The sequence below is a fragment of the Polynucleobacter sp. VK25 genome, assembly GCF_018687355.1.
In the GTDB taxonomy this organism is placed as follows: domain Bacteria; phylum Pseudomonadota; class Gammaproteobacteria; order Burkholderiales; family Burkholderiaceae; genus Polynucleobacter.
This window is the reverse complement of the sequence record NZ_CP061288.1, coordinates 1,917,433-1,942,762: the sequence shown is the minus strand read 5'-3', so window position 1 is coordinate 1,942,762 and position 25,330 is coordinate 1,917,433. Positions and strand designations below refer to the sequence as shown.

The 25,330-nt window shown below is 45.4% G+C and carries 26 protein-coding genes and 1 riboswitch; of the genes, 17 read left to right on the top strand and 9 right to left on the bottom strand.

The window, feature by feature from the left end; genetic code table 11:
• Positions 1-5 precede the first annotated feature (5 nt).
• Positions 6-1,325 carry an MFS transporter gene (locus tag AOC21_RS09795; RefSeq protein ID WP_215391791.1) on the top strand — a complete coding sequence of 440 codons (1,320 nt, stop codon included), beginning with the start codon at positions 6-8 and terminating at the stop codon, positions 1,323-1,325.
• Between the two features lie 35 nt (positions 1,326-1,360).
• Here the strand turns inward: AOC21_RS09795 and AOC21_RS09790 are convergent, their stop codons facing one another.
• Positions 1,361-2,143 carry an exodeoxyribonuclease III gene (locus AOC21_RS09790; RefSeq protein ID WP_215391790.1) on the bottom strand — a complete coding sequence of 261 codons (783 nt, stop codon included), beginning with the start codon at positions 2,141-2,143 and terminating at the stop codon, positions 1,361-1,363.
• A gap of 8 nt (positions 2,144-2,151) precedes the next feature.
• Between AOC21_RS09790 and pyrE the strand changes: the two genes are divergently transcribed.
• Positions 2,152-2,820 carry an orotate phosphoribosyltransferase gene (pyrE, locus tag AOC21_RS09785; RefSeq protein ID WP_215391789.1) on the top strand — a complete coding sequence of 223 codons (669 nt, stop codon included), beginning with the start codon at positions 2,152-2,154 and terminating at the stop codon, positions 2,818-2,820.
• Between the two features lie 12 nt (positions 2,821-2,832).
• Here pyrE and dapF read toward each other — a convergent pair whose 3' ends face one another.
• The 3 genes from dapF to AOC21_RS09770 are packed head-to-tail and all read right to left on the bottom strand — an operon-like array spanning position 2,833 to position 5,530.
• Positions 2,833-3,687 (bottom strand): diaminopimelate epimerase, encoded by an 855-nt coding sequence (dapF, locus tag AOC21_RS09780; RefSeq protein ID WP_215392809.1) that lies wholly within the window; start codon positions 3,685-3,687, stop codon positions 2,833-2,835.
• 59 nt (positions 3,688-3,746) lie between these two features.
• Positions 3,747-4,646, bottom strand: coding sequence for a lipid A biosynthesis acyltransferase (locus AOC21_RS09775; protein ID WP_215391788.1), 900 nt, complete (start codon positions 4,644-4,646; stop codon positions 3,747-3,749).
• Between the two features lie 23 nt (positions 4,647-4,669).
• The gene (locus AOC21_RS09770) at positions 4,670-5,530 is read right to left on the bottom strand and encodes a lysophospholipid acyltransferase family protein (protein WP_251371504.1); all 861 of its coding nucleotides are present in this window, start codon (positions 5,528-5,530) and stop codon (positions 4,670-4,672) included.
• Between the two features lie 203 nt (positions 5,531-5,733).
• Between AOC21_RS09770 and metK the strand changes: the two genes are divergently transcribed.
• The 3 genes from metK to metF all read left to right on the top strand — a co-directional run bounded on the left by metK (position 5,734) and on the right by metF (position 9,461).
• Positions 5,734-6,900: a methionine adenosyltransferase gene (gene metK, locus AOC21_RS09765; RefSeq protein WP_068319810.1), complete on the top strand. Its 1,167-nt coding sequence runs from the start codon at positions 5,734-5,736 to the stop codon at positions 6,898-6,900.
• 67 nt (positions 6,901-6,967) lie between these two features.
• Positions 6,968-7,080: riboswitch (S-adenosyl-L-homocysteine riboswitch) on the top strand.
• A 61-nt stretch (positions 7,081-7,141) separates the two neighbouring features.
• Positions 7,142-8,587 (top strand): adenosylhomocysteinase, encoded by a 1,446-nt coding sequence (gene ahcY, locus AOC21_RS09760; RefSeq protein ID WP_215391787.1) that lies wholly within the window; start codon positions 7,142-7,144, stop codon positions 8,585-8,587.
• Positions 8,588-8,624: 37 nt separating this feature from the next.
• On the top strand, positions 8,625-9,461 hold the full coding sequence (metF, locus tag AOC21_RS09755; RefSeq protein WP_215391786.1) for a methylenetetrahydrofolate reductase [NAD(P)H]: 837 nt from the start codon (positions 8,625-8,627) through the stop codon (positions 9,459-9,461).
• Between the two features lie 9 nt (positions 9,462-9,470).
• Here the strand turns inward: metF and AOC21_RS09750 are convergent, their stop codons facing one another.
• Positions 9,471-10,088 (bottom strand): 5-formyltetrahydrofolate cyclo-ligase, encoded by a 618-nt coding sequence (locus AOC21_RS09750; RefSeq protein ID WP_251371503.1) that lies wholly within the window; start codon positions 10,086-10,088, stop codon positions 9,471-9,473.
• Positions 10,089-10,180: 92 nt separating this feature from the next.
• Between AOC21_RS09750 and AOC21_RS09745 the strand changes: the two genes are divergently transcribed.
• The 3 genes from AOC21_RS09745 to AOC21_RS09735 are packed head-to-tail and all read left to right on the top strand — an operon-like array spanning position 10,181 to position 14,211.
• The gene (locus AOC21_RS09745; protein WP_215391784.1) at positions 10,181-12,139 is read left to right on the top strand and encodes a lytic transglycosylase domain-containing protein; all 1,959 of its coding nucleotides are present in this window, start codon (positions 10,181-10,183) and stop codon (positions 12,137-12,139) included.
• A 33-nt stretch (positions 12,140-12,172) separates the two neighbouring features.
• On the top strand, positions 12,173-13,081 hold the full coding sequence (locus AOC21_RS09740; RefSeq protein WP_215391783.1) for a complex I NDUFA9 subunit family protein: 909 nt from the start codon (positions 12,173-12,175) through the stop codon (positions 13,079-13,081).
• Positions 13,081-14,211 (top strand): polynucleotide adenylyltransferase, encoded by a 1,131-nt coding sequence (locus AOC21_RS09735; RefSeq protein WP_215391782.1) that lies wholly within the window; start codon positions 13,081-13,083, stop codon positions 14,209-14,211. The genes AOC21_RS09740 and AOC21_RS09735 overlap by 1 nt, the downstream gene beginning before the upstream one ends.
• A gap of 9 nt (positions 14,212-14,220) precedes the next feature.
• On the opposite strand, the gene AOC21_RS09730 is transcribed toward AOC21_RS09735, so the two are convergent.
• The gene (locus tag AOC21_RS09730; RefSeq protein ID WP_215391781.1) at positions 14,221-15,408 is read right to left on the bottom strand and encodes a class I SAM-dependent methyltransferase; all 1,188 of its coding nucleotides are present in this window, start codon (positions 15,406-15,408) and stop codon (positions 14,221-14,223) included.
• A gap of 25 nt (positions 15,409-15,433) precedes the next feature.
• Between AOC21_RS09730 and AOC21_RS09725 the strand changes: the two genes are divergently transcribed.
• From AOC21_RS09725 to glmS, 5 genes are read left to right on the top strand one after another with little or no spacing between them, the layout of a single operon-like run.
• On the top strand, positions 15,434-16,243 hold the full coding sequence (locus AOC21_RS09725) for an SDR family oxidoreductase (RefSeq protein ID WP_215391780.1): 810 nt from the start codon (positions 15,434-15,436) through the stop codon (positions 16,241-16,243).
• A gap of 23 nt (positions 16,244-16,266) precedes the next feature.
• On the top strand, positions 16,267-16,662 hold the full coding sequence (locus AOC21_RS09720; RefSeq protein WP_215391779.1) for a dihydroneopterin aldolase: 396 nt from the start codon (positions 16,267-16,269) through the stop codon (positions 16,660-16,662).
• Positions 16,663-16,685: 23 nt separating this feature from the next.
• On the top strand, positions 16,686-17,594 hold the full coding sequence (ttcA, locus tag AOC21_RS09715; protein WP_215391778.1) for a tRNA 2-thiocytidine(32) synthetase TtcA: 909 nt from the start codon (positions 16,686-16,688) through the stop codon (positions 17,592-17,594).
• Positions 17,591-19,060: a bifunctional UDP-N-acetylglucosamine diphosphorylase/glucosamine-1-phosphate N-acetyltransferase GlmU gene (glmU, locus tag AOC21_RS09710; RefSeq protein ID WP_215391777.1), complete on the top strand. Its 1,470-nt coding sequence runs from the start codon at positions 17,591-17,593 to the stop codon at positions 19,058-19,060. The genes ttcA and glmU overlap by 4 nt, the downstream gene beginning before the upstream one ends.
• A complete protein-coding gene (gene glmS / locus AOC21_RS09705) occupies positions 19,060-20,892 on the top strand; it encodes a glutamine--fructose-6-phosphate transaminase (isomerizing) (RefSeq protein WP_215391776.1) in 1,833 nt (610 codons plus the stop codon). The genes glmU and glmS overlap by 1 nt, the downstream gene beginning before the upstream one ends.
• A 316-nt stretch (positions 20,893-21,208) precedes the next feature.
• Here glmS and AOC21_RS09700 read toward each other — a convergent pair whose 3' ends face one another.
• Genes AOC21_RS09700 through AOC21_RS09690 form a run of 3 tightly spaced genes read right to left on the bottom strand, consistent with a single transcriptional unit; the run spans position 21,209 to position 22,059 of the window.
• Positions 21,209-21,529, bottom strand: coding sequence for a hypothetical protein (locus AOC21_RS09700; protein ID WP_215391775.1), 321 nt, complete (start codon positions 21,527-21,529; stop codon positions 21,209-21,211).
• Between the two features lie 13 nt (positions 21,530-21,542).
• Positions 21,543-21,746: a hypothetical protein gene (locus tag AOC21_RS09695; protein WP_215391774.1), complete on the bottom strand. Its 204-nt coding sequence runs from the start codon at positions 21,744-21,746 to the stop codon at positions 21,543-21,545.
• A 16-nt stretch (positions 21,747-21,762) separates the two neighbouring features.
• On the bottom strand, positions 21,763-22,059 hold the full coding sequence (locus AOC21_RS09690) for a hypothetical protein (protein ID WP_215391773.1): 297 nt from the start codon (positions 22,057-22,059) through the stop codon (positions 21,763-21,765).
• 109 nt (positions 22,060-22,168) lie between these two features.
• Here AOC21_RS09690 and AOC21_RS09685 point away from each other — a divergent pair, with 109 nt between their 5' ends.
• The 4 genes from AOC21_RS09685 to AOC21_RS09670 all read left to right on the top strand — a co-directional run bounded on the left by AOC21_RS09685 (position 22,169) and on the right by AOC21_RS09670 (position 25,328).
• Positions 22,169-23,131 carry a YafY family protein gene (locus AOC21_RS09685; protein ID WP_215391772.1) on the top strand — a complete coding sequence of 321 codons (963 nt, stop codon included), beginning with the start codon at positions 22,169-22,171 and terminating at the stop codon, positions 23,129-23,131.
• Between the two features lie 350 nt (positions 23,132-23,481).
• Complete coding sequence (locus AOC21_RS09680) at positions 23,482-23,865, top strand: hypothetical protein (protein ID WP_215391771.1); 384 nt, start codon at positions 23,482-23,484, stop codon at positions 23,863-23,865.
• Positions 23,866-23,875: 10 nt separating this feature from the next.
• A complete protein-coding gene (locus tag AOC21_RS09675; protein ID WP_215391770.1) occupies positions 23,876-24,337 on the top strand; it encodes a hypothetical protein in 462 nt (153 codons plus the stop codon).
• Between the two features lie 76 nt (positions 24,338-24,413).
• Positions 24,414-25,328 carry a DUF5655 domain-containing protein gene (locus tag AOC21_RS09670; protein ID WP_215391769.1) on the top strand — a complete coding sequence of 305 codons (915 nt, stop codon included), beginning with the start codon at positions 24,414-24,416 and terminating at the stop codon, positions 25,326-25,328.
• The last annotated feature ends 2 nt before the right edge of the window (positions 25,329-25,330 follow it).

Genomic DNA, 25,330 nt, shown 5'->3' with positions numbered 1-25,330 from the left:
CACAGGTGTTCACTGCAGTCCAATCTTGGTTAAAAGACTTTCGGGTTTATCTCGAATGGCCTTGTTTGCGTATGCTGTTCTTGGGCTTCTCCGCAGGCCTTCCTTTATTGCTCATCCTTGGAACGCTTAGTTTTTGGTTGCGTGAGGCTGGCATTGATCGCAGCACCATTGGTTATTTAACTTGGGTAGGTTTGATCTATGCCTTTAAGTGGGTTTGGGCGCCTCTCGTAGACCGTTTGCAAATTCCACTCCTTACCAAATTATTTGGTCGCCGCCGTAGCTGGTTACTTTTTGCGCAAGCACTCATTATTTTGGGCTTGGTTGGTATGTCGACCTTAGATCCAAAGCTTGCACTCAATTCCATTGTTTGGTGTGCACTGTTAGTGGCCTTTGGATCTGCTACTCAGGATATTGCCTTAGATGCATTTCGGATTGAGTCTGCCAATAGCGATCATCAGGCAGCCTTAGCGGCTACTTATCAAACTGGTTATCGACTGGCTTTGATTTGGGCTGGTGCTGGGGTTCTATGGCTTGCTGCTCGTGCTGAAACAGGCAGTGGTTACGATGCGGGTGCATGGCAATTTGCCTATCTCTGTATGGCGGCATCTATTGGGGTTGGTGTGATTACAACCCTTTTAAGTAAAGAGCCTGTGAAGTATGAGTTAGCAAAGGTGCGGACTGCTAAAGCATGGCTGTATCAAACTCTGGTTGAGCCTTTTGCAGAATTTATTAGCCGCTATCGCTGGCATGCAGTGCTGATTTTGTCTTTAATTGCTGTCTATCGTATTAGCGATGTCGTGATGGGCATTATGGCCAACCCATTTTATGTAGACATGGGTTACACCAAAGATGAAGTTGCCGCAGTAAGCAAAGTATTTGGTGTGGTGATGACTTTAGTAGGCGCCTTTGTTGGTGGCGTGCTCACGCTGCGCTTTGGTGTGCTCCGAATTCTATTTGTAGGCGCTGTTCTTTCGGCAGTCAGTAATTTATTATTTGCGTGGTTGGCAACCCAAGGTCACGATTTGCATGGTTTGATTTGGGTGATCTCCGCAGATAACTTAAGCTCTGGCATTGCTAGTGCAGCCTTTATTGCCTTCTTATCTTCGCTTACTAATATCCGCTATTCAGCAACGCAGTACGCCTTGTTTAGCTCGATGATGTTGCTGCTACCCAAATGGTTGGCGGGCTTCTCCGGAGTGTTCGTTGATAACTTTGGATACCAAGCATTCTTCTACGGCACCGCCATTATTGGCGCTCCCGTTTTACTTCTCATTTGGGCAACGATTCATTTCAAGATCGTTCAGATCAAAAAAGAAGGGGAGTAACTCCCCTTTCATTTTTTATTTACATTTACGACTGCTTAAATTTTCCAGTCGTAGTCCACAGTGAGTGGCGCGTGATCTGAAAACTTTTCATCTTTGTAGACAGCAGTTTTCTTAGCGGTAGCAGCAATACCGGGTGTAGTGATGTGATAGTCAATGCGCCATCCAACATTCTTAGTATAGGCTTGGCCACGATTGCTCCACCAGGTGTAGCAAGCATCAGTTGCCTCTGGCTCAAGCTGTCGATAGACATCGACGTAACCCACTTTGCTAAAGAGATTGGTAAGCCATGCGCGCTCTTCCGGTAAGAAGCCAGAATTCTTGAGATTGCCTTTCCAGTTCTTTAGATCAATTTCTTGATGGGCAATATTGACATCGCCGCATAGGACGATTTCACGCCCTGATTTTTTGAGGGCGACAAGGTGAGGCAGAAAACTATCGAGATAGCGGTATTTGGCCTCTTGGCGCTCCTCAGAGCTAGAGCCTGAGGGCATGTAAACAGAGATGACTGATAAGCCTTTAAAACGGGCCTCTACGTAGCGTCCTTCCGCATCAAACTCTTCATTGCCATACCCATATAAGACTTCGTCTGGCTTATGGGGCGTATAAATCCCGCAGCCGCTATAGCCCTTCTTCTCGGCGTGATGGAAAAACCCGTGCATGCCATCAGGGTTGAGAATGGCGTCTTCTAGGTCATCACGTTGGGCTTTAAGCTCTTGCATGCAAATGAAGTCGGCTTTTTGCTTCAATGCCCATGGCAGAAAGCCTTTTTTGACTGCAGAACGGATACCGTTGAGGTTCGCGGAAATGATGCGTAACATGTAGGCCTATGAGCTCAAATAATTCAAATCAAGATAACTTTATTCGTTTTGCCTTGGAGGCAAAGGTTTTGTCCTTCGGAGAGTTTAAAACTAAAGCCGGAAGACTCTCGCCTTATTTCTTTAATGCGGGTGAATTTAATGATGGTGCTCGCTTAAGTGCCTTGGGTCGCTACTACGCTAAAGCCTTGCAAGAATCTAAGCTGCAATTCGACATGCTTTATGGCCCTGCATATAAGGGAATCACGCTTGCAGCAGCCACGGCTATCGCTTTAGCCGATAACGGTGTCAACGTGCCTTATGCCTACAACCGCAAAGAAGCCAAAGATCATGGTGAAGGCGGTATGTTAGTTGGGGCACCAGTCAAAGGCCGAGTTGTCATTATTGATGACGTCATTTCTGCCGGTACTTCAGTCAGGGAATCTGTCGATCTCATTCGAAAAGCTGGAGCAGAGCCTGCGGCAGTATTAATTGCTTTAGATCGGATGGAGCGCTCAGGCAATGCGGTGGATATTGGCGAAAAATCTGCTGTGCAAGCAGTTGAGCAAGAGTTTGGTTTGCCAGTGATTACGATTGCCAACTTGACTGGATTAATGTCGTTCTTGATGGCCTCAAGTGACACTCAGCTCACAAATTATTTACCAGCAGTAAAAGCCTATCGCGATAAATATGGCATCTAAGAGCGACGACTCTTAGATTTCTGTTTCACCCTCAAAGACGGTAACCGCTGGACCAGTCATGATGACGGGTTGAGCAACCCCCTCAATGACTCCAGCCCAAGCAATCAGCAGGTCTCCGCCACGGGTATGTACTTTTACTGGTGAATCCAATAAGCCTCTGCGTATTCCTGAAACAACCGCCGCACAAGCGCCAGTTCCACAGGCTAAGGTTTCCCCAGCGCCACGTTCGAAAACGCGCAACTTGATTGCATTGCGATTGATCGCTTGCATATAACCGACGTTTACCTTTTTTGGAAACGCCACAAACCGTTCAATCTCAGGGCCTTCCTCTAGCACGGGTGCGCTATCAACATCACCAACCACTTGCACTGCATGTGGGTTGCCCATGGATAAAACGCCAACCAAACTGTCGTGGGTAGCAGGGTGGTTCAGAGGAAGTGCATAGAGCGTTTCTTGAAACTCTTGGACACTTGCCAAACCATTTGCGTTAAATGGAATATGACTATGTTCAAAAATAGGTGCACCCATATCTACCTCAACCTGGCCATCGGGATGGGATTTGAGGGTCAGAACGGTGTGTGCAACTTCAACCCGCAAAGGGTTCTTGTTAGATAAGCCTTGATCCAACACAAAACGCACGAAGCAACGTGAGCCGTTGCCGCATTGCTCGACTTCACCGCCGTCAGAATTGAAGATGCGATATCTAAAGTCCGCATCAGGACGCGTTGCTTTTTCAACTAAAAGAATTTGATCGGCGCCAATGCCAAATTGACGATGCGCTAACGCTTGCCATTGTTCCTTGCTAATGCCACTGAGATCTTGATTAATGCCATTGAGCACAATGAAATCATTGCCAGCACCATGCATCTTGGTGAAGCGTAGCTTACGTACTGGGTTGCTGGTATTGGTACTCAAAATATTTCCGTTTAATCGTAAAGACTAGCTTCGCCTTCGGGTCTGTGTTTAAAACGCTTATGTACCCAATAGTACTCTGCCGGTCTTTCGCGAACAAGCTCTTCGATATATTCATTTAAACGTGCCGTATCTTTTTCAACATCATCGCTTGGAAAGTTCGGCAAAGGTTCGCTGATGTGACAGGTGTAGGCTTTACGATCATTATTTAGTATGGTCGTCATTAAGCAGACCTCAGCACCGCTAAGCCTTGCCAGGCGAGATACGGAAGTGATGGTGTTGGTCTGAATGCCAAAGAAGGGCACGAAGACCGAGTCCCGCGGACCTAAATCAATATCGGGCGCAATGAAAATAAAGTTGCCCGTTTGAATTTCTCGGATGAGATCGCGTAAGCGACTTTGTCTTTCAATTGACTTTCCACCAAAACGATTTCTCCACTCAATCATTTTTTGATTGAAGAAAGGATTTTTCATATTTTGATAAAGCCCTGCGCCACGAGGCCAGTCGTGTTGAGTGGCCAAGACTGATAGGGCCATGAAGCCACCTTCAAGGCCAACAAAGTGTGGGTTAATGAGTAGGCGCGGCTTGCGATCCCCTAAGGTGATGGCTGATTTAATGGTGACAATGTCGGTAATTTGTTTGCCGCTACCAAGCCAGATTCGACTTCTCTCGAGTACGCTACGGCCAAATAGTTTCCAGTGCTCAATGGCGAGATCGTCAATTTCTTTTGCGCTTAGATTTGGAAAGCACAAACGTAAATTGGTTTTCACTACATGGGTGCGGCTATTCGGAATATGGGCGGCAAGCCAACCTAGGCCATAGCCCACATGGACGGTAATCGTATAAGGTAGAAAGGCGAAGAGGCGCAGAAGACTGAGCGCCAAGAAATTGAAAAGGTTTTGTAACCAGGTCATTCCAGAAATGATAACGAATTTATTTAATTGCTTGGAGGCAATTCTGCACCGGCGGGATGCTTGTAGCGGTTATATGACCAAATGAATTGTTCTGGCGCGACGAGAACTGCATTTTCAATAGCGACATTGAGTTCTGCAGCAGCAATGTTGGCATCTTCAGATAAAGGCGCAAGACGGGTTGCTTGCATGAGCCAGCCCTGGCCAAGGCCTTTGCGCTTAGCGGTAAACATCACTACTGGCGTGCTATTGCGATTGGCAAGACGCGCCGGTAATGGTGTTGTGTACGCGGGGCGCCCGAAGAACGGAACCCACACACCTTCACCGCCACTGGGTACCTGATCCGGAAGAATGCCAATAGCCTCGCCGCGTGTGAGCGCTCTAGTCATTTGGCGCACGCCATTGAGGTTGGTTGGAACGAAATGCATATTAGGGTAGGCGCGACCCTCTTCTACTACCTCATTAAGCCATTCTTGGCGTGAGGGTCGGTAAAGAATCGTTGCTGGGAAATGTTGGGCAAGTACGCGCGGGATGATTTCAAAGCCACCGAGGTGAGGTGTCAGCATCACCAAGCCATGCCCTTCGCCGATTGCTGCTTCAACTACATCCCAGTTTTGCACTTCTACTAATGAGAGGGCTTTTTGTGGATTCCGCCAAATCCACAAGCTGTCTGAAAACAACATTCCGGAGGCGCGCACCGCTTCCCATAGCTTGAGTGGCAAGCCACGTGTATTCACAACAGCTTCATATTGAGGGCGAAAAAGTGAGCGGTACTGTTTTGAGCCAACATATGCCAGCATGCCTAAAGAAGCCCCAATAAGCTGTACAAGCGCAAGTGGAAGCACGGCAATCGTATTGAGGCAGAGCTTAAGTAGGAGTTTTCTCACCCCCCAATGATATTCAATGCCGCTCTCAGTGTGTGGATTTCAGGTTGATTTGCTGAATTAGGCATTTTTCAGATAAAATTACCCTATCGCTGAGTTAAGGCAACTTGCAGGGCGATTCATAAATTCTGCTAAAGCGTCGCCGTTGTAGTTCCTGGCACGTCGAGTTGTCCCTATGATCGTGTTAATTATTAAAGGAATATGCAATGGCAAATGATTACTTCTTTACCTCAGAATCTGTTTCTGAAGGTCACCCGGATAAAGTAGCAGACCAAATCTCTGATTCGATTCTTGATGCCATCTTGGCTCAAGATCCAACTGCACGAGTTGCAGCAGAAACTTTGTGCAACACCGGCTTAGTAGTTTTGGCTGGTGAAATTACAACCAACGCTAACGTTGATTACATCCAAGTTGCCCGCAATACTTTGCGTGAAATTGGCTACGACAACACTGACTACGGTATCGACTACAAAGGTTGTGCAGTATTGGTTGCTTATGACAAGCAAAGTCCCGATATCGCTCAAGGCGTTGATAAGGCCCATGATGATGGCCTGGATCAGGGCGCTGGCGACCAAGGCCTCATGTTTGGTTACGCATGTGATGAGACTGCAGAGCTGATGCCTTTGCCGATTCACTTGTCACATCGTTTGGTTGAGCGTCAATCACAATTGCGTCGCGATGGCCGTTTGAACTGGTTGCGTCCTGATGCGAAGTCACAAGTGACATTGCGTTATGTAGATGGCAAGCCTGACTCGATCGATACAGTTGTTTTGTCTACTCAGCACGATGAAGACATCTCTCTCGAGAAATTGCGCGAAGCAGTGATCGAAGAAATTATCAAACCAGTATTGCCTAAGCATTTGATCAAAGGCGCGATTAACTTTTTGGTGAACCCAACAGGTCGTTTCGTTATCGGCGGCCCACAAGGCGATTGCGGCTTAACTGGGCGAAAAATTATTGTAGATACCTACGGCGGCGCAGCTCCTCACGGTGGTGGTGCTTTCTCTGGTAAAGATCCATCTAAGGTTGATCGCTCTGCTGCATACGCTGGTCGTTATGTTGCGAAGAACGTAGTTGCTGCTGGTTTGGCAAGCAAGTGCTTGATTCAGATCTCTTACGCGATTGGCGTTGCAAAGCCAACTTCAGTGATGGTGAGCACATTTGGCACAGGCAAGATCTCCGATGAGAAGATTGCTCAATTGGTTTCTGAGCATTTTGACTTGCGTCCAAAAGGTATCGTGAAGATGTTGAATCTCTTGCGCCCAATTTACAAGAAGACTGCTGCTTATGGCCACTTTGGTCGTGAAGAGCCAGAATTTACTTGGGAGCAAACAGACAAAGCGGCTGCATTACGTGCCGCAGCAGGTCTGTAAGTAGGAAAAACGCAGTTTGTAGGTGTATTGAGGCGAAATATGTCGTAATTGTTTACAATTACGACATACCTTCAAGGAGCGTTGCAAGGAATGCTGAGACCCAGCACTTCCCCAGGCTTGAAGGGAGTGGACTCTAAGGTAACCCCCGGAGTTTGCTAATTGCAACCGCGCTCGCTAACCCATGATTCAATGGCTAGCGAGTTTCTACTCCAGCATTGGATCGTATTTAGCTGGAGCATTAATGAATACCGTTTCTGATTTAAATAACTTTGTAGCAACTCGTTGCGCAATTGCTGATATTTCTTTAGCTGACTTTGGTCGTAAAGAAATCGCGATTGCTGAAACTGAGATGCCTGGCCTGATTGCCATTCGCGATGAATTTGCTGCACAACAGCCATTGCGTGGCGCACGTATTACGGGCTCTTTGCACATGACTATTCAAACTGCAGTATTAATCGAGACGCTTGAAGCGCTCGGCGCTGAAGTTCAGTGGGCATCTTGCAATATTTTCTCTACACAAGACCATGCTGCTGCGGCAATCGCTGCTAATGGCACACCAGTGTTTGCGATCAAAGGCGAAACCCTCGAGCAGTATTGGGACTTTACTCACCGCATTTTTGAGTGGGCTGACGGTGGTTACACCAATATGATTTTGGATGACGGTGGCGACGCTACTTTGTTGTTGCACCTTGGCGCACGCGCTGAGAAAGATCAAGCTTGCTTGAATCATCCGACTAGTGAAGAAGAAACTATTTTGTTTGCTGCCATCAAGAAAAAATTGGCACAAGACCCAACTTGGTATTCAACACGCTTAGAAAAAGTTAAGGGCGTTACTGAAGAAACTACTACAGGCGTACATCGCTTGTATCAAATGTTTGCTAAGGGTGATTTGAAGTTCCCTGCAATCAACGTAAACGATTCTGTTACTAAGAGCAAATTCGACAACCTCTATGGTTGCCGTGAGTCTTTAGTAGATGCGATCAAACGTGCTACTGACGTGATGGTGGCCGGTAAGGTTGCAGTAGTTTGTGGCTACGGCGATGTGGGTAAGGGTTCAGCTCAAGCCTTGCGCGCTTTGTCTGCTCAAGTTTGGGTTACTGAAGTAGATCCAATTTGTGCATTGCAAGCTGCAATGGAAGGCTATCGTGTTGTAACAATGGATTACGCTGCTGATAAAGCCGATATCTTTGTTTCTGCAACGGGCAATTACCACGTGATTACACATGACCACATGGCTAAGATGAAGAATCAAGCCATCGTTTGTAACATCGGCCACTTTGATAATGAGATCGATGTTGCTGGTATTGAAAAATACAAGTGGGAAGAAATCAAGCCACAAGTTGATCATGTGATTTTCCCAGCTGCCAATGGCAAGCCTGAGAAGCGCATCATCATTTTGGCTAAAGGCCGTCTGGTTAACTTGGGTTGCGGTACAGGACATCCTTCTTACGTAATGAGCTCTTCATTTGCTAACCAAGTGATTGCACAGATTGAACTGTGGAATGCAGTAGGTACAGATAAATACCCAGTCGGCGTTTACACATTGCCTAAGCATTTGGATGAGAAGGTTGCTCGTTTACAGCTCAAGACTCTGAATGCAGAGTTAACAGTGTTGTCAGACCAGCAAGCCTCTTACATTGGCGTAACGAAGCAAGGCCCTTACAAGGCTGACCACTATCGTTATTAATCCAATCACTGATCAATAGATACCTAGGCCCAAAATCATGGAATTAAGCGTTGAATTCTTTCCTCCAAAAACACCTGAAGGTGAGAGTAAGTTGCATCTTGTGCGCGAGCGTTTTAGCGAAGCACTCAAGCCAGCGTTTTATTCCGTGACCTTTGGAGCCGGTGGCTCTACTCAGTCTGGTACTTTAAAGGTAGTGAGCGACATTCATGCTGCCGGTGCAGCGGTTGCTCCCCACTTATCTTGTGTTGGTAGCTCACGTGAGAGCGTGCGCGAGATGCTCAAGCAATATCAAGCCTTAGGCGTGAAGCGCATTGTGGCCTTACGCGGAGATTTACCCTCTGGCATGGGCCAGTACGGTGAGTTTCATCATGCCAATGAATTAGTGGAATTTATTCGTGCAGAAACGGGTGACTGGTTTCATATTGATGTAGCCGCTTATCCAGAAACACACCCACAGGCAAAGTCGCCTGCTAGCGATGTTGATTTCTTTGTGCAAAAAATGAAGGCAGGTGCAAACTCTGCCGTAACCCAGTATTTTTATAACAGCGATGCTTACTTCCGCTTTGTGGATGAGGCTTATGACTTGGGTGTTACACAGCCGATCATTGCTGGCATTATGCCAATCACCAATAGTAGTCAGTTATTGCGATTCTCGGACGCGTGTGGCGCAGAGATTCCACGTTGGATTCGTTTGCGCCTTCAGTCTTATGGCGATGACATTGCTTCTATTCGTGCATTTGGCGAAGAGGTTGTCACGGACCTATGTGATCAGCTTCTGGCTGTTGGTGCCCCAGGAATTCATTTCTATTCGCTAAATCAGGCTGATGCAGTTTTGGCGATTGCAGATAACCTAGGTTTAACAAAGAAAAGCTAAGACATTCATTTAGCTGAGTAAACCAGACTCCGTCAGGAGCAAATCTAAAGGCTCATCATGTGTTTGAGCCGACCATTGAGAATCATCTAATTGTTGCCAATCAAATCCAATCCCCATGCAAATGAGGGTTGGATTATCTTTTCTAAGCTGTGCAAGAGTTCGATCAAAATACCCGCCGCCATAGCCCAGTCGCCAGTAGTGTGCTTTACCGCTCACAACAGAGCTAGACCAGCCTACGCAGGGAATTAGGATGCAGTCAGGAGTCAGTTGTGGCCTGGCAGTATTTTCTGGGCTGGGTTCAGGAACGCCATGTGCGCTGGGAATTAAAGTATCCCCTTCTTGCCACTCGAAAAAATCTAGGTGTTTGTCGGGGCGCGCATAAGGCAGCGCTAAGCGACGCTGGTCACCATTCTTCACCCAGCTGAGTAAGGGCGGGCGCAAGTCCATTTCATTCTGAATTGGCCAATACAGTGCAATTGAGCGTATGGACTTGCCTTGATTAGCCAAAAAATGATTAAGACCCGCAATCAAGCGCATCTCTGCAGCAGCATAGTCTTTCCCAGCGGCAAATTCTTTGCGTTGTTTTAATAAATCTTGGCGAAGAGTTTTTGGTGAATTACCGTGCATATCGACCATTATCAGGCGAAAATTAAAGGATATAGTAATCAAGTATTACAGGGCTCGAGCCTTGTAAATAAAGATAGGGTTAGATCGTAAGCATGAAGTCTGCAAGAGGAAACAGTAAATACCTTCAATTGGCCAAAATCCTGGTTTTGGGCCTAGCTTTAGGCATGTCTAATAGCTTTGCAGAAAAGCTGAAAAAGCCGTCTATGCCCAAGTCCTATGAAAGCAAGGCTGCCCCAGCTGAAATTACTGACACCGATCGGATGTTTATCGATTTGCGTGAAGCCGCCAAAAAGAATGATGTCTTTCGTACTCAGCAACTTTCATCTAATTTGGCGAATTACCCATTCGATGACTATGTAGCCTATTTCCGCATCAAGCCGCAATTGTTTGATAGTGCAGGTGGTGCGCGTAATGACTATAGTGCTGATGCTCAGGTTGTAGCGTTTCTAAATCAATATCAAGGCACTGCTTTAGCTGACCGTATGCGCAATGATTGGCTTTTGGTTTTAGGTAAACGTAAAGACTGGGCGCGCTTTGATGTGGAGTATGCCAAGTTTGTATTGGATGACGATACACAAGTGAAGTGCTATTCCTTGCTATCCAAATTATCTCAAGGTGAGAACCCCACTAAGCTAGCAATCGACTCCCGCTCTGTATTGTTAGACCCAAGTTATTTTGGTCAGGCGTGCCAAGAATTGGTTCCCTCATTGGTTGCCGCTGGTGGTATGTCTCCAAGTGAGGCTAAGGCCATTGGCCGTGCTGCTAGCGAGAGGGGTTACGACACCATGGCCCGTCGTCTTGGTGGCGAAGATCCCATTGCAGATATTGTCAAAGCAGCCAAGGCTGATCCAGTAAAAGCCTATCGTGATTTTTCTCAAAATGCATCTCGTTATAGCAAAGAGAATCAAGCTGTTGCCTGGGGTGTAATCGGGCAATTTCTAGCCAAGAAATTAGACCCCAATGCAGATGATGCATATCGCTTGCAGCAAGAGTTGGGCTATAACGAGCTCCTTTCGGTTGACTCACAAGAGTGGAAAGTGCGCGCAGGCTTACGTGCTAAAGATTGGGCTTTGGTTAAGAATGCAATTGATGGCATGAACCCAGCTGTGCGTAGCAAAGATCCTGCTTGGACGTATTGGTATGGTCGCGCATTAAAGGCTGAGGGCCAAGATGCAAAAGCCAAAGACAGCTTTGAGATGATTGCTGATCAATACAACTTCTATGGGCAGCTTGCGCGCGAAGAGTTGGGCAAGTCCAATAATGCGCCCGCTAAAACTAAAGTGACAGAGCAAGAGGTTGATGCGATGGCAAGCCGCAAAGGATTTATTCGCGGCGAACGTTTATATGCCATGAATCTTCGCTTCGAGGGCAATCGGGAGTGGAACTGGGAGCTGCGCAATATGACCGATAAGCAATTGTTGGCCGCCGCAGAGTATGCAAAGCGCGTCAATCTTTATGACCGCGTTGTTAATACTGCCGATCGTACAAAACAAGAGCATGACTTTAGTTTGCGCTACCCAACTCCGTATAAAGAAGAGCTATCTCCGATTGCGCGTCAAATTGATTTAAATCTGGCTTGGGCTTATGGCTTGATACGCCAAGAGTCGCGCTTCATTATGAACGCCGCCTCTTCTGTGGGCGCTTCAGGATTGATGCAGGTGATGCCGAATACTGCAAAGTACGTGGCTAAGAAAATTGGCATGACAAATTACACCAATGACAAGTTGAGCGATACGAATACCAATCTGACATTGGGCAGTAATTATTTGAATATGGTGCTTATTGATCTGGATGGTTCTTGGGTTTTAGCTTCTGCAGCTTATAACGCCGGCCCTTCTCGCTCAAAAGCTTGGCGCGAAAAATTATCTGGCCCCACTGAGGGCGCTATTTTTGCTGAAACTATTCCGTTTACAGAGACACGGGTTTATGTCAAGAACGTACTCTCTAATGCAAATTACTATTCATCGGTAATGAACGGCCAGACACAATCTTTAAAACAACGCTTAGGTGTGATTACACCTAAGGCTGCAACTCAATCCGAGCTTCCATAAATCACTAACTGCTCTAAGCAAAGAAAGCTCCTTATGAAATATGACATTCTTTTAATCGGCGGTAATGGATTTGTAGGGCGAGTGATTGCCGCGCAACTTCAATTGGCGGGATATTCCGTATTGGTTCCAACGAGCCACTTATCCGCCGCACGTGAATTGCGGATGTTGCCCAAGGTGCACTTGGAAGAGGCTGATATTCATGAGTTTGATGAGTTGCAGAATCTATGTGGGCGCGTTAAGCCAAATGGGGCTGTAATCAATTTAGTTGGTGTGCTACACGATAAGCCAGCTAAGCCTTACGGGGCAGTATTTAAGGCTGCGCATGTGGAGCTCCCTAAAAATATTATTACTGCGATGCAGATGCACGGCTTAAAACGCTACTTACATATGAGTGCATTGGGTGCCGACTCTCATGGCCCATCTATGTATCAGCGTAGCAAGGGTGATGGGGAGGCTGCCGTGAAAGCAAGCAATTTAGATTGGACCATCTTTAGGCCATCAGTCATCTTTGGCGCACAAGATCAGTTTATTAATTTGTTTTCTAAATTGACTAAGTTATTTCCAGCCATGCCTTTAGCGAATTCCCAAGCGCAATTTCAGCCGGTAAGCGTAGATGATGTCGCTACTGCATTTGTTCATTCTCTTTCTATGCCGAAAACAATTCATCATGCTTATGATTTAGTGGGCCCAACGGTTTACACCATGAAAGAGATTGTTGAGTTTGCTGCACGTAAGGCTAAAACTTCTTGCGCCATCATTCCTGTGCCAGCCTTTGTGGGCTATCTGCAGGCATTGGCCTTTGAATTTCTGCCAGGCCCAACATTGATGTCGCGCGATAACATTGCCTCTATGAAAGTGCCTAATATCTTGCCCCTAAATGGTCTCGATGCTTTGCCTCAAGTATTCAATATCAGCCGTCGAAGTCTCGAGGGCATGCAGTAATGAAAATCTACGCAGTAGGTGGAGCCATCAGGGACACCCTCATGGGTTTACCTGTGCACGACATTGATTATGTTGTGGTGGGATCTAGCGTAGAGGAGATGGTAGCTAAAGGTTTTCGGCCTGTTGGTAAAGATTTTCCAGTATTTTTGCATCCAGAGACTCAGGCTGAATATGCGCTTGCTCGAACTGAGCGTAAGACTGGCAAGGGCTATAAAGGTTTTAACTTCTATGCGGATCCTTCCATCACTCTAGAGCAAGATCTAGAGCGCCGTGATTTAACCATCAATGCGATGGCACAAGAAGTGGATGCTGATGGCAAACAATTCGGGCCAATCATTGATCCTTATAACGGACAAGAGGATTTGGCAGCCAAAGTATTTCGTCATGTTTCGGATGCATTTGCAGAGGATCCACTGCGCTTACTGCGTATTGCTCGCTTTGCCGCGCGCTTCCCAGAATTTAGAGTTGCCGATGAAACGCTAGATGCCTTAAAGGCAATTGTTCGGACTGGTGAGTTAAATGCATTATCAGCAGAACGCATTTGGCAAGAATTAGCTAGGGGCTTAGTGGCGCAAAAGCCGATGCATCTGTTTCAAGTCCTGCTAAATACTGGCGCGGCTAGCACTATATTGCCTCCTACGTTTGTTGCCAAGTTATCTGAAGAGCCATTTCGCGAAGAGTTGATTGCGCATTTTTCTAAGGCCGGCGATAGTCTGGAAGTTCGTTGCGCCATTAGTCTGATGGATTTACCTGCAAGTGAAATTCGTTCTTGGGCTGATTGCGTGCGCATGCCAATCGATGTGCGAGATTTCAGTGAGATATTGAGTGATCTCAGGGTTTTAGTAAACAAGTACCTAAATCATCCATATCAGGCGGTAGATGTTTTGGCTTGGTTCAATCGTGCCGATGTATGGCGCAAGCCAGATCGCGCTCAAGCAATTTTGAACCTTGCTGAAAAGTTAGCGCTCCCTATTTCATCCTTAATGAATGCAATGCGAAATGCCCAAGCAATCAATACTGCAGACATTATTGCTGGCATTGCAGCAGAAGACCGCTCTAATGGTGAGCGTATTGGCAGCGCATTTGAGTCTGCCAGGTTATCTGCAATTACTGCAGCTTTAGAGTCTTAAAGAAAGCTTCTACAGTCTATTTCTGCCGCGAAGGCCCGGTAGATCTTCCAGTACATGACCAGGCAGCAAGCTTTCTAAATTCTTAGAGAATGCAAAGGCTTTAAAGAGCTCACCCATCTCTGCTTCTGATAATAACTTTTGTAATGCGTTGGAGATTGGCAGAAATGTTTCAGGATCGCTTGGGTCGCCAATCTCTAGAGCAATGTCACCAATGCCTGCATCTAGTAGGTATGCGGCCTGATTAGTGAGATACACATCATCTACATTTTCGGCTAATGCACTACGGGCAATTTGCGACCACTCAACGTGCGTTGTTAAGTCGCAAAGACCGGGGAGATGAAAGGGGTCTTGGATTGCATGATGCCGATGGTGCGCCATGAGCGTGCCCTCAAGTCTTTGTGGGTGGTAGTACTCGCTTTCCGGAAAGCCATAATCAAAAGTAAGAAATAGACCTACATCTAAATGCTTAGCCACTTGCTGCATCCAAGCGTTTGCTGGTGCGTGTAATTCAGTGACATAGCCTTCTGAGAAATTGCCGCTGAGAAGGCTTTCGGGAAGTAGTTGTTGTGCAACCGGTGAGCCAGCTTTCCATATGAACTGATCATTCTCAATGGTCACCCCGTACCAATACCAAAATCCATCTTGATAGATGATGGCATCACAGGGAATGGCATCAATAACTTCATTTGCCAAAATGACGCCTTTGTAATTTTCGGGCAACTGTGCAAGCCAGCTACATTGCGTGCCGAGATTTAGTTGCTTAACTGCTGCACCTATTCTTTCTTGTTGGCGCTGTGCTAAGTCTGGAGAAATTTCAATAATGTCGTAGCGATCTAAATGAAATCCAAGATCATGGAGTCGAGTCAGGATGGATGTGGCCAACTTGCCAGTACCAGCGCCAAATTCCAAAATTTGCGTGGGCAGACCTTTTTGCTTGAGTCCCTCGAGAGCGGGTAGCAGGGTAGAGCAAATAGCTGCGCCAAAGAGGGGGCTTAATTCAGGGGCGGTAGTGAAATCACCGCCAGCACCTAGTTTGTGAGCTCCTGCACTGTAATAGCCCATGCCAGGCTCATAGAGCGCCATCTCCATATAGCGAGAAAAGGGCAGCCAGCCGCCTTGGGAGGCGATTTGAGAGGCTATTTTGGCCTTTAGAAGCGCACTATGCTCCGTTTCAAGGCTGGTCAAGGTAATATCCATAGCTCGCTAGTCTAAGAGAATTTAATTGAACCCCAGTTCAACATCCCCATCCCAGCAAAGAAAAGCAGTTTTAGTGACTGGCGCCGCCAAGCGCCTGGGTCGAGAAATTGCCTTGCAGTTTGCCCGTCAGGGCTGGGATGTTGCCGTTCATTATGGGCGATCTGAGCAAGAGGCCCAAGAAACCATCAGAGAAATTGACATGATGGGCGTGAAAGCCCAGGCTTTCCAGGCGGACTTGGCTGATGAGGCTGCCACCAAAGACCTTTTCTTAGCTGTGGGCGGAGCCTTTCCGAATTTGGCTTGCTTAGTAAATAGCGCATCGATATTTGAATACGATCGCTCAAACTCAACAACTCCTTTGGGTGGAAAAAACTTACAAGCGCATATGCAAGTCAATTTGACGGCACCTATTTTGTTGTCTCAACTGATGTTTGAGTTTCAAAAAAATAAGCCAAACACTGCTGGTGTAATTCCAGCAGTGATTCAATTGTTGGATCAAAAGTTGATTAACCCTAATCCAGATTATTTGTCTTACACATTGTCTAAGGCAGCATTGCTTTCTTCGGTTGAGTTGTTGGCAATGGACTTTGCGCCGCATCTACGAGTAGTTGGATTGGCCCCTGGAATCTCTTTGCCATCAGGCGATCAAACGATGGATGATTTTTCTAAAGCGCATCAAATGACACCGCTAGGAAGATCCTCAACGCCAGCAGATATTGCAAAGGCAGCCGTATTTTTGGCCGACTCTAGCGGTATCACCGGAACCACCTTATATGTAGATGGCGGACAACATTTATTGCCATCATCACGTGATGTGATGTTCAAAACGAATTAAGTATTTTTAAAAAGCAAATATTCATGCACGCAATTCTTTCTCATCCCGCTCTTGTTGACTGTCGCCGTTTATTTCTGCGCGACTACGAGATTTATATCAATATTGGTGTTCATGACTTTGAGAAAAAGGCAGAGCAGCGCGTCATTCTCAATGTAGATTTATATATTCCAATGGCAATGAATACCCCAACGAGCGATCAGTTAGAGGAAGTGGTGGATTACGACTTCATGCGTGAGACCATTAAGTCCAGGGCTTCTCAGGGCCATATTCATTTGCAAGAAACTTTTTGCGATGACATCGTGGCTGCCATGTTGCTACACCCTAAAGTTTTGGCTGCGCGTGTAAGCACCGCCAAGCCTGATGTATATCCAGACTGTCACTCAGTGGGTGTTGAAGTATTTCGTATTAAGGCTTCTTAAAAAGAAATTGGAAAAGAATTCTTATGGGCGATATTCGTAAAGTTGTCTTCGAAGAAAACAAGCTAGAGAAAAAACTCTGTCGCTTGGTAGGCCAGGCCATTGGTGACTTCGGCATGATTGAAGATGGCGATAAGGTGATGGTGTGCGTATCAGGCGGCAAGGATAGCTATGCCATGCTCGATATTCTGATGAAGTTGCGCGAACGTGCCCCCATCAATTTTGAGATTGTTGCGGTGAACTTAGATCAGAAGCAACCTAATTTCCCTGCCGAAATATTGCCCAATTATTTGAAGGGCTTGGGAGTTCAGTATCACATCGAAGAGCAAGACACTTACAGCATTGTGAAGCGCGTTATTCCGGAAGGTAAAACTACCTGTGGATTATGTTCACGTTTGCGTCGTGGCATTTTGTATCGTGTAGCGGATGAGTTAGGTGCAACAAAAATTGCCTTAGGGCATCATCGCGATGACATTTTAGAAACCTTGATGCTCAATATGTTTTATGCGGGAAAGCTGAAAGGTATGCCGCCAAAGTTGCGCTCAGATGATGGCAAACATATTGTGATTCGTCCTTTAGCGTATGTGCCCGAGAAACTGCTTGAGCGTTATGCGGCAGATATGAACTTCCCTATCATTCCTTGTGATTTGTGTGGCAGCCAGCCTAATCTTCAGCGCCAAGTCATGAAAGAAATGCTGCGTGAATGGGAAAAGAAGCATCCGGGTCGAGTCGAGAACCTATTTCGCTCGATGCACCATATCGTTCCGTCCCATTTAATGGACGGTGAAGCCTTTGATTTCAAAAACCTCGAGATTTCGACAGAGCTAGCCGGCATTGCCGCTAGATCCTCTGGCGACAGGGCAATTGATGAGGCGGAATTAGATGAATTAGCCTGTGGAACCATGATTCAGGGGACTTATAATCCCCCTTTATGAATATCGTCATTTTGGCTGCTGGGCAAGGAAAGCGGATGAAATCCGCCCTGCCCAAGGTCCTGCAAACTTTGGCAGGAAAACCCCTGCTCCAGCACGTTCTCAATACCGCTCTTTCGCTACAAGATAAGAAGGCTAAAACAGGCCCTGTTGTAGTTGTTGGTCATGGCGCAGCAGACGTTAAAACATTCTTGGTGAATGCTGCCAAAGAAGATTCCAGTTTTAGCAAAGTAGTAACCGCACTACAAGCCGAGCAAAAAGGTACAGGCCATGCGCTTTTGCAGGCCTTGCCTAAATTAGACACTCAAGAGCCCACACTAGTTTTGTATGGTGACGTTCCTCTCACAACAAAAAAGACTCTGGCTAAATTAGCAAAGTTAGCTGATGGTGTCCGCGGTCAAGACAGCGCTCTTGCGCTTCTCACGCAAAACCTTGCCAATCCAACAGGCTATGGCCGTATCGTGCGTGATGCTGACGGATCTGTAACGGAGATTGTTGAAGAGAAAGATGCAACGTCTTCACAAAAAACAATTCAAGAAATCAACACCGGCATCATGGTATTGCCAACGAACTCATTAAAGAAATGGTTGAAAGCTTTGCGTGCAAGTAATGCCCAAGGTGAGTATTACTTAACTGATGTAATCGCCATGGCAGTCAAGGATGGGGTGCCTATTCGTACAACGCAGGCTGATGACGAGTTTGAGACTGTAGGTGTTAATAGTCGTGACCAACTCGCTGCTCTAGAGCGCTTGCATCAGCTCAATATTGCCAACCAATTAATGGATGCGGGAGTTTCTCTTGCAGATCCAGCGCGTATAGATGTGCGCGGCTCCTTAGAGTGCGGTACAGATGTATCGATTGATGTTGGCTGTGTTTTTGAAGGTTGCGTTACTTTAGATGCTGGCACAAAGATTGGGCCTTATTGCGTGATTCGCAACAGCGTGATTGGCAAAGGCGTGACTATTCATGCATATAGTCATATAGATGGCGCAAAAGTAGGAGCTCAATCTCTGATTGGTCCTTATGCTCGCTTACGTCCTGGCGCAGATTTATCAAACGATGTGCATATTGGCAATTTCGTAGAAGTGAAGAACAGCAAAATTGCTGCCAATAGCAAAGCCAATCATTTGGCTTATGTTGGCGACTCGATTGTTGGTTCAAGAGTCAATATTGGTGCCGGCACGATCACTTGTAACTATGATGGCGTTAATAAGCATCAGACTATTATTGAAGATGATGTTTTCATTGGTTCTGATACCCAATTAGTTGCTCCAGTCCGCGTAGGTCGTGGCGCTACATTAGGTGCGGGCACTACGCTTACTAAAGATGCCCCTGCAAATCAGCTGACCGTATCCAGAGCAAAACAAATTTCATTGCAGTGGCAGCGTCCTGTGAAGCAGGAAAAAAAGGCAGCAGTGAAGAAGGTAGCAAAGAAAGCGGTAAAGAAAACCACAAAGGGTAAAAAATAATGTGCGGCATTGTTGGTGCAGCCTCCCATAAAAATATCGTTGATGTTTTGGTTGAAGGCTTGCGTCGCCTAGAGTATCGCGGCTATGACTCTTGTGGTTTCGCTGTGATTAATGGCGATGATGCTAAGCACCCTATCGAGCGTGCCCGCACCACTGCACGTGTGTCAGAGCTGGGCGAGCAAGGTAAAGACTTTTGCGGCACCTTGGGTATTGCCCACACACGCTGGGCCACTCATGGCAAACCAGATACCCAAAATGCGCATCCTCATATCTCTGATGGTCTGATCGCAGTGGTACATAACGGCATTATTGAAAACTATGAAGTACTTCGCGCTGAATTAAAAGCCGCCGGTTATGAATTCACTTCCGAAACAGATACTGAAGTAATTGCCCATTTAGTTCACCAGCAATATGTATCAAGCGGACAAAAAGATATTGCGGCATCTGTAAGGGCCGTGCTCCCTAAATTACATGGTGCATACGCGATTGGTGTAATTGCTCAAGATAATCCAGGCACCTTGGTAGGTGCGCGCGTTGGATCACCATTGGTAGTTGCCATTGGCGATCATGAGCACTTCTTGGCATCTGATGCTTTAGCTTTAGCCGGGCGCGCTCATTCCATGATGTATTTGGAAGAGGGCGATGTTGCAGTTCTTAAAGCGGATGGTGTTGAGGTTATTGATCAGGCAGGCAAGCATGCTCAAAGAGAGTTAAAGCCGATGCCAGCTCAGGCGGACTCGGTTGATTTGGGTCCGTATCAACACTACATGCAAAAAGAAATTTTTGAGCAGCCTAGGGCGATTGGTGACACGCTTGCCAATATTGCGCAGTTTGGACCCGAGTTATTTGAGGCTAAGCCAGAAGACTGGAAAGCATTTGATCAAATTTTGATCTTGGCGTGTGGCACAAGTTACTACTCTGCATGTGTTGCTAAATATTGGTTAGAAGATATTGCTGGCATTCCAACGCAAGTAGAAATTGCGAGCGAGTATCGCTATCGCACCACCGTGCCTAATCTAAAAACTTTAATTGTGGTGGTCTCGCAGTCTGGTGAGACAGCCGATACCTTGGCTGCATTACGTCATGCAAAGAGTTTGGGGCATAAGTACACCTTGGCAATCTGTAATGTGGCAAGCAGTGCAATGGTTCGCGAAACGGATTGGCATTTCTTGACCAAGGCTGGCGCTGAGATTGGTGTTGCATCAACTAAAGCATTTACTACACAGCTCTTGGCTCTGTATCTCTTGGCGGTTTCATTGGCAAAACGTGCTGGCAGACTTTCTGCTGAAAAAGAAAAAGACCTCTTGCGTGAATTGCGCCACCTACCTAAAGCACTCCATGCGGTTCTCGCTCTTGAGCCACAGATCATCGCTTGGAGTGATGCGTTTGCAAAGTGTGAGAATGCACTCTTCTTGGGTCGTGGCATGCATTACCCAATTGCACTTGAGGGTGCACTAAAGCTCAAAGAGATTTCTTATATTCATGCTGAAGCTTATCCTGCGGGTGAGTTAAAGCATGGACCGCTTGCCCTAGTAACCGACAAAATGCCAGTGGTAACAGTTGCTCCTAATGATGTTCTCTTGGAAAAGCTGAAATCGAATATGCAAGAAGTGAAAGCGCGCGGCGGCAAACTCTACGTTTTCGCTGATCAAGATACCGAGATCGTGAATAGCGATGGTATTAATGTCATCAAGCTCCCTGAGCACTACGGCAATCTTTCTCCAATATTGCACGTGGTCCCTCTGCAGCTATTGGCTTATCACACAGCTTGCGCACGCGGTACTGACGTTGATAAGCCTAGAAACTTAGCAAAGAGCGTTACGGTGGAGTAGTTTTCAACGGGGGTAGCTGTAATTCAAGGGTTACAGTCCGTTTTGAGCTTCAAGTAGAAACTAAGTCGCTAATGATTGGCGCATATTCTCCTTACCAAATAAAGCTTTCAGACCTCATCATTCATCTGCGGGACATTAAAAATCTCACATTCAAAGCTATAGCTGATTTACTAATTTCAAAAGGCTATCAGTCGCCGAGAGGCTTTAGTTTGGGCGCTGAAAGTGTGTTCTCAATTTACAAGAAACGTAAGATTAGGGACGCTAGGTTATTGGCGTCCCCGAAAGTTAGCATTAAGAATTTAGTAGTTTTCAACGACTATTGATTTCGTTTGTTTGGCGAATATCCAATTCGATTGCCATTGTTGTCAAAGACGTTAGTAACGCCTGATGGGGATTGTGTCTGGTATCCAATTCGATTGCCATTGTTGTCATAGACCCCGTTTGTAGAGTTGTAATTCAATGGACTATTCTGATAATTCAATGGACTGTTTTGATAGTTAAGCGGACTGTTCTGATAATTCAATGGGCTATTTTGATAATTGAGCGGGCTGCTTTCCCAGTTCGTTACTTGCGCTTCGGTATAGCGAGCATATATGGCTAATTGAGCTAATAAAAATAAAGTGATGAGATATTTCATTTTTAGCCCTTTGTTAAAGTTTCTTGGCGTACTTGTGGCGTGATGGAGTGTATTCAAGGCTCGTGTCTTTCCAGCAGTAATAACAGTTCTCACGCCCGCTCGGATTGTTATATTTCTGTGAGCTCTTTTTGTTATTGCCATTGTTACCACCATCAGATCTTGCGTAAGACGGTGAGATAAGACTAATGAGCATTACGATAAGGATTAAGTTTTTCATTTCTTGCTCCTGTTGGTTACCAACCTTTAACGCTAGGCGCTTGAGGTGCTTGTCTTGGTGTGTTGATTATTGTGTTTGGTTGTGAATAAATCGGCGTAGTTGATGTGCCTTGGTATTGACCTTGTGGACTATAAAAATTAGTTTGCCCGCTGTCTGTTTGATATGACTGAACATTTTGCCCGGACGGGCTATAAACATTTGTGACTCCGCTTGGACTAGTTTGCGAGTAGCCCAAATATTGACCTTGTGGACCATATATGGCTTGCGCAAAGATCGTTGATGAAAATAGTAATAAACAAATTCCAAGCTTCATAAGCCCTCCTATTTTGTCGATAAGTTAATATTGAGCTTCAATAGGCTCATATTGTGAGCTACCTAAGAAATACCATTTAACCGTGAAATGGGAGACTTAAATGGGCGATATGGAACGGCTTCATCGAATTAAATATTTAATTCAAGCACGTCAATGCGTACCTTTAGATGATTTTCTTGAGGAGCTTGAGATCTCAAAGGCTACATTTAAGCGAGATTTGGAATACTTACGCAGTCGTATGAATGCGAATATTGTTTATGACCGTATGGATGGCGGTTATAAGTTTGAGTCTACTAGTACGGCTGGTGAAAAGATTGAACTTCCCGGACTATGGTTTTCGGAGGAAGAGGCGACAGCATTAGTAATCACCCAATCTCTGCTGGCAGGTTTGGATCAAGGGGGCTTGCTTGGTCCCCACCTAGAACCGCTTCAAAATATTATTGATGGGATTCTAGGTCGCAGTGAAACAACTACAAAAGAACTGCGTAAGCGTTTAAAGGTATTCGGTATGTCTGCTCGAAAAAGCTCAGTAGAGCATTTCGAGGCGATAGGAAGCGCTTTATTAAAGCGCAATAGATTGAATGTTGAGTATTACGCCAAAGGCAGTAACGCAACCACTACAAGAGATGTTTCCCCCCAGCGCTTAATTTATTACAGAGATAACTGGTATTTGGATGCCTACTGTCATCTACGAAAAGAGTTACGTAGCTTCTCAATGGATGGAATACGGAAGGCAATTATCCTTAGTCAAAAGGCAGACGAAATTTCAGAAAAAGTATTGAATGAATATTTTGGCGAAAGTTATGGAATATTTTCAGGAAAGTCGACACAAAAAGCTAAGTTGCGTTTCTCGCCAGAGAGGGCTAGATGGGTTTCAGCAGAAACTTGGCATAAACACCAGAAGGCGAGCTTTGATGAAGATGGATATTACATTTTGGAGTTTGATTACAACCAAGATCCTGAATTAGTGATGGATATATTGAAGCACGGCTCAGAAGTAGAGGTCATCGCCCCCGCCAGCCTACGAAAACGCATCAAAGAAGAACTCCAAAAAACACTTCAAAGGTATTAGTTGGGTTTAAGGCTCATTTTATGAGCTTGTAAGCAAATAGCATTAACCCATATAAATGGGGGAAAGATGCTTATTGGTGCCGTTCTACTGACTATTGTTGTTCCAATGTCCATAACTCAAGGGGACATTGTTGAGTCAATTAGTAAGCCATACATCGTTCAGGCTGTAATTGATTCAGCACGTCTTATTGGTTTACCACCCTCGAAAGCGGCAAAGGCTTACGCAAAGAAGATACAAACTCCAGATCCAACGACTCAACAAATTATGTATACATCTGAGCCATTAGCACCTAGAAGACTATTTTTTAACAGTTACTTTCAACAGCGCACCTAATAACCTATACATAAATGATGAATTCAATTCTTTGGAAATGCTTAGGCGAATGCCAAGACTACTTCGCACAACTAGGTGGCTCAGGCAGGTATGAGAGCTATCGAGAGTGGCACTCACCTTGCTTGGTATTAATGATGTTTCTTGAATCTCATAATTCAGAAGAGTTCATTCGACGAAAGAGAATAGAGCTCGATTTACCTGAGCAACTTTGGGAAAAGACGGACGGGTTGCCTTTGAGGATTAAAGCTCTATTAAAGGATGAGCCAGTAACTCGGGAGATGCTTACTGAATTTATAGATCAAGTTAAAGAAAAAATGAAAATTCAAGTCAGAGAGCATTTTGGTTGGGTGAGTTTCGCAAATGCGATAAAGCTTGATCTAGCAGAAATAACACGGATTTAAAAGGATCAAAATGACTACTTACGCATATCCAATAACTCTTTACGAATACACATTTAATGAGCTTGAGATGTTTTTAAAAGAACTTTGTGAAGAGTGGGAAAAAGAAGGGCATTTAGTTTATGACCCCGTAACTAGAAGACCAGTCGGCACATTCGCAACAATTCTGGAAATTATGAAGGAGGCAAAGCAAAGCGCACCTACGAACGAAGAATCATTCACTCAAATACTGAGTTTCACCCTTACTGACTATCTTTTTATCCCCTTACAAAACTTGTTGAAAGAAAAGTGTCAGATGTATAAAGATAAAACTGGTAACGACCCCTTTAATTCAATCACGGGTGAGCCTCAATTCAGCTTCGCAACAATGCTAGAAGCGACTAGGCTTGCTATTAAAAGCGCCTCGCTTAATAGTTGGTCTTCATTTGGTGATAACGAGCCCGTAATAAAGCTTTGGTCGCCAAAGCGAACTTGAGACTCAACAAAAACTAATAATTAAGCTGAATCAGTTTAATATTAATAACGATATTAATTAAACGAAGGCTATAGAAATGCCAGTATTCAAAACAACTCAAGGCGATTTGCTCAAAAAGCTTAATGTTGTTCCGCTTTCCAAGGAAAGGGATTTACAGCGATTAGTTGAAAAGAACTTGATAGAGACCTTGGGGCTACAGTTTTTATCTACCGAATACACCACTACATCAGGAGGGCGAATTGACACCTTGGCTGTTGATGCTGATGGCGCCCCTGTAATTATTGAATATAAGAAGAATAGAAATGACGCTGTTATTAATCAGGCTCTTTCATATTTAAGGTGGTTAAAAACTCAAAAGCCTGAATTCTTTCAAAAATTAATGATTGATAAGCTAGGACAAAAGGCTTTTGATGAGATTGGTTTGGATTGGAAAAATCCTAGGGTAATCTGTATTGCTGAATCCTATAGTCGATTCGACCTAGACACCGTTCATTTTGTAAACACAAGGATAGAGCTCATTCGTTACCGAATGTACGAAGATGGTGTTTTCTCCCTTGAGGCATTAAATGTTCTAGAAGTACCAGGGCATATCGAGGGTGAGAAAGAACAACCAAAATTAACTCAAAAGACAGGGGAAGAGGCTGAGCCAGCAGTAGAGGATTTCATTCAAAAGAGTACGCCAGCAGTTAAAGAAATATTTGAAGAATTGAGGGAAAGAATCTTGGCTCTTGACGAAGCAATCATCGAAAAGCCAACAAGGAGTCTATACGTTGGTTACAAGATGGCTAATAACTTCACAGATGTTCACTTTCAAAAAGGCGGACTTAAAGTCTTCCTTAGACCCATCGAATATGTTGATCCAAAAGGAATGGTTAAGCAAATCCCCGATGGGTATAACTGGAAATTGAACAAATTCTTCCAGCTAACAAGTTCAGAGGATATTGACTATCTAATGGGGTTGATTGAACAAAGCTATAAAGATGTTTTATAGGC

Bases quoted from the DNA above. Each gene is read 5' to 3' on its own strand.
- AOC21_RS09790 (WP_215391790.1), bottom strand. From the start codon at position 2,143: ATGTTACGCATCATTTCCGCGAACCTCAACGGTATCCGTTCTGCAGTC.
- pyrE (WP_215391789.1), top strand. From the start codon at position 2,152: ATGAGCTCAAATAATTCAAATCAAGATAACTTTATTCGTTTTGCCTTG.
- dapF (WP_215392809.1), bottom strand. From the start codon at position 3,687: ATGCATGGTGCTGGCAATGATTTCATTGTGCTCAATGGCATTAATCAA.
- AOC21_RS09775 (WP_215391788.1), bottom strand. From the start codon at position 4,646: ATGACCTGGTTACAAAACCTTTTCAATTTCTTGGCGCTCAGTCTTCTG.
- metK (WP_068319810.1), top strand. From the start codon at position 5,734: ATGGCAAATGATTACTTCTTTACCTCAGAATCTGTTTCTGAAGGTCAC.
- ahcY (WP_215391787.1), top strand. From the start codon at position 7,142: ATGAATACCGTTTCTGATTTAAATAACTTTGTAGCAACTCGTTGCGCA.
- metF (WP_215391786.1), top strand. From the start codon at position 8,625: ATGGAATTAAGCGTTGAATTCTTTCCTCCAAAAACACCTGAAGGTGAG.
- AOC21_RS09750 (WP_251371503.1), bottom strand. From the start codon at position 10,088: ATGCACGGTAATTCACCAAAAACTCTTCGCCAAGATTTATTAAAACAA.
- AOC21_RS09745 (WP_215391784.1), top strand. From the start codon at position 10,181: ATGAAGTCTGCAAGAGGAAACAGTAAATACCTTCAATTGGCCAAAATC.
- AOC21_RS09740 (WP_215391783.1), top strand. From the start codon at position 12,173: ATGAAATATGACATTCTTTTAATCGGCGGTAATGGATTTGTAGGGCGA.
- AOC21_RS09735 (WP_215391782.1), top strand. From the start codon at position 13,081: ATGAAAATCTACGCAGTAGGTGGAGCCATCAGGGACACCCTCATGGGT.
- AOC21_RS09730 (WP_215391781.1), bottom strand. From the start codon at position 15,408: ATGGATATTACCTTGACCAGCCTTGAAACGGAGCATAGTGCGCTTCTA.
- AOC21_RS09720 (WP_215391779.1), top strand. From the start codon at position 16,267: ATGCACGCAATTCTTTCTCATCCCGCTCTTGTTGACTGTCGCCGTTTA.
- ttcA (WP_215391778.1), top strand. From the start codon at position 16,686: ATGGGCGATATTCGTAAAGTTGTCTTCGAAGAAAACAAGCTAGAGAAA.
- glmU (WP_215391777.1), top strand. From the start codon at position 17,591: ATGAATATCGTCATTTTGGCTGCTGGGCAAGGAAAGCGGATGAAATCC.
- glmS (WP_215391776.1), top strand. From the start codon at position 19,060: ATGTGCGGCATTGTTGGTGCAGCCTCCCATAAAAATATCGTTGATGTT.
- AOC21_RS09700 (WP_215391775.1), bottom strand. From the start codon at position 21,529: ATGAAATATCTCATCACTTTATTTTTATTAGCTCAATTAGCCATATAT.
- AOC21_RS09695 (WP_215391774.1), bottom strand. From the start codon at position 21,746: ATGAAAAACTTAATCCTTATCGTAATGCTCATTAGTCTTATCTCACCG.
- AOC21_RS09690 (WP_215391773.1), bottom strand. From the start codon at position 22,059: ATGAAGCTTGGAATTTGTTTATTACTATTTTCATCAACGATCTTTGCG.
- AOC21_RS09685 (WP_215391772.1), top strand. From the start codon at position 22,169: ATGGAACGGCTTCATCGAATTAAATATTTAATTCAAGCACGTCAATGC.
- AOC21_RS09680 (WP_215391771.1), top strand. From the start codon at position 23,482: ATGAATTCAATTCTTTGGAAATGCTTAGGCGAATGCCAAGACTACTTC.
- AOC21_RS09675 (WP_215391770.1), top strand. From the start codon at position 23,876: ATGACTACTTACGCATATCCAATAACTCTTTACGAATACACATTTAAT.
- AOC21_RS09670 (WP_215391769.1), top strand. From the start codon at position 24,414: ATGCCAGTATTCAAAACAACTCAAGGCGATTTGCTCAAAAAGCTTAAT.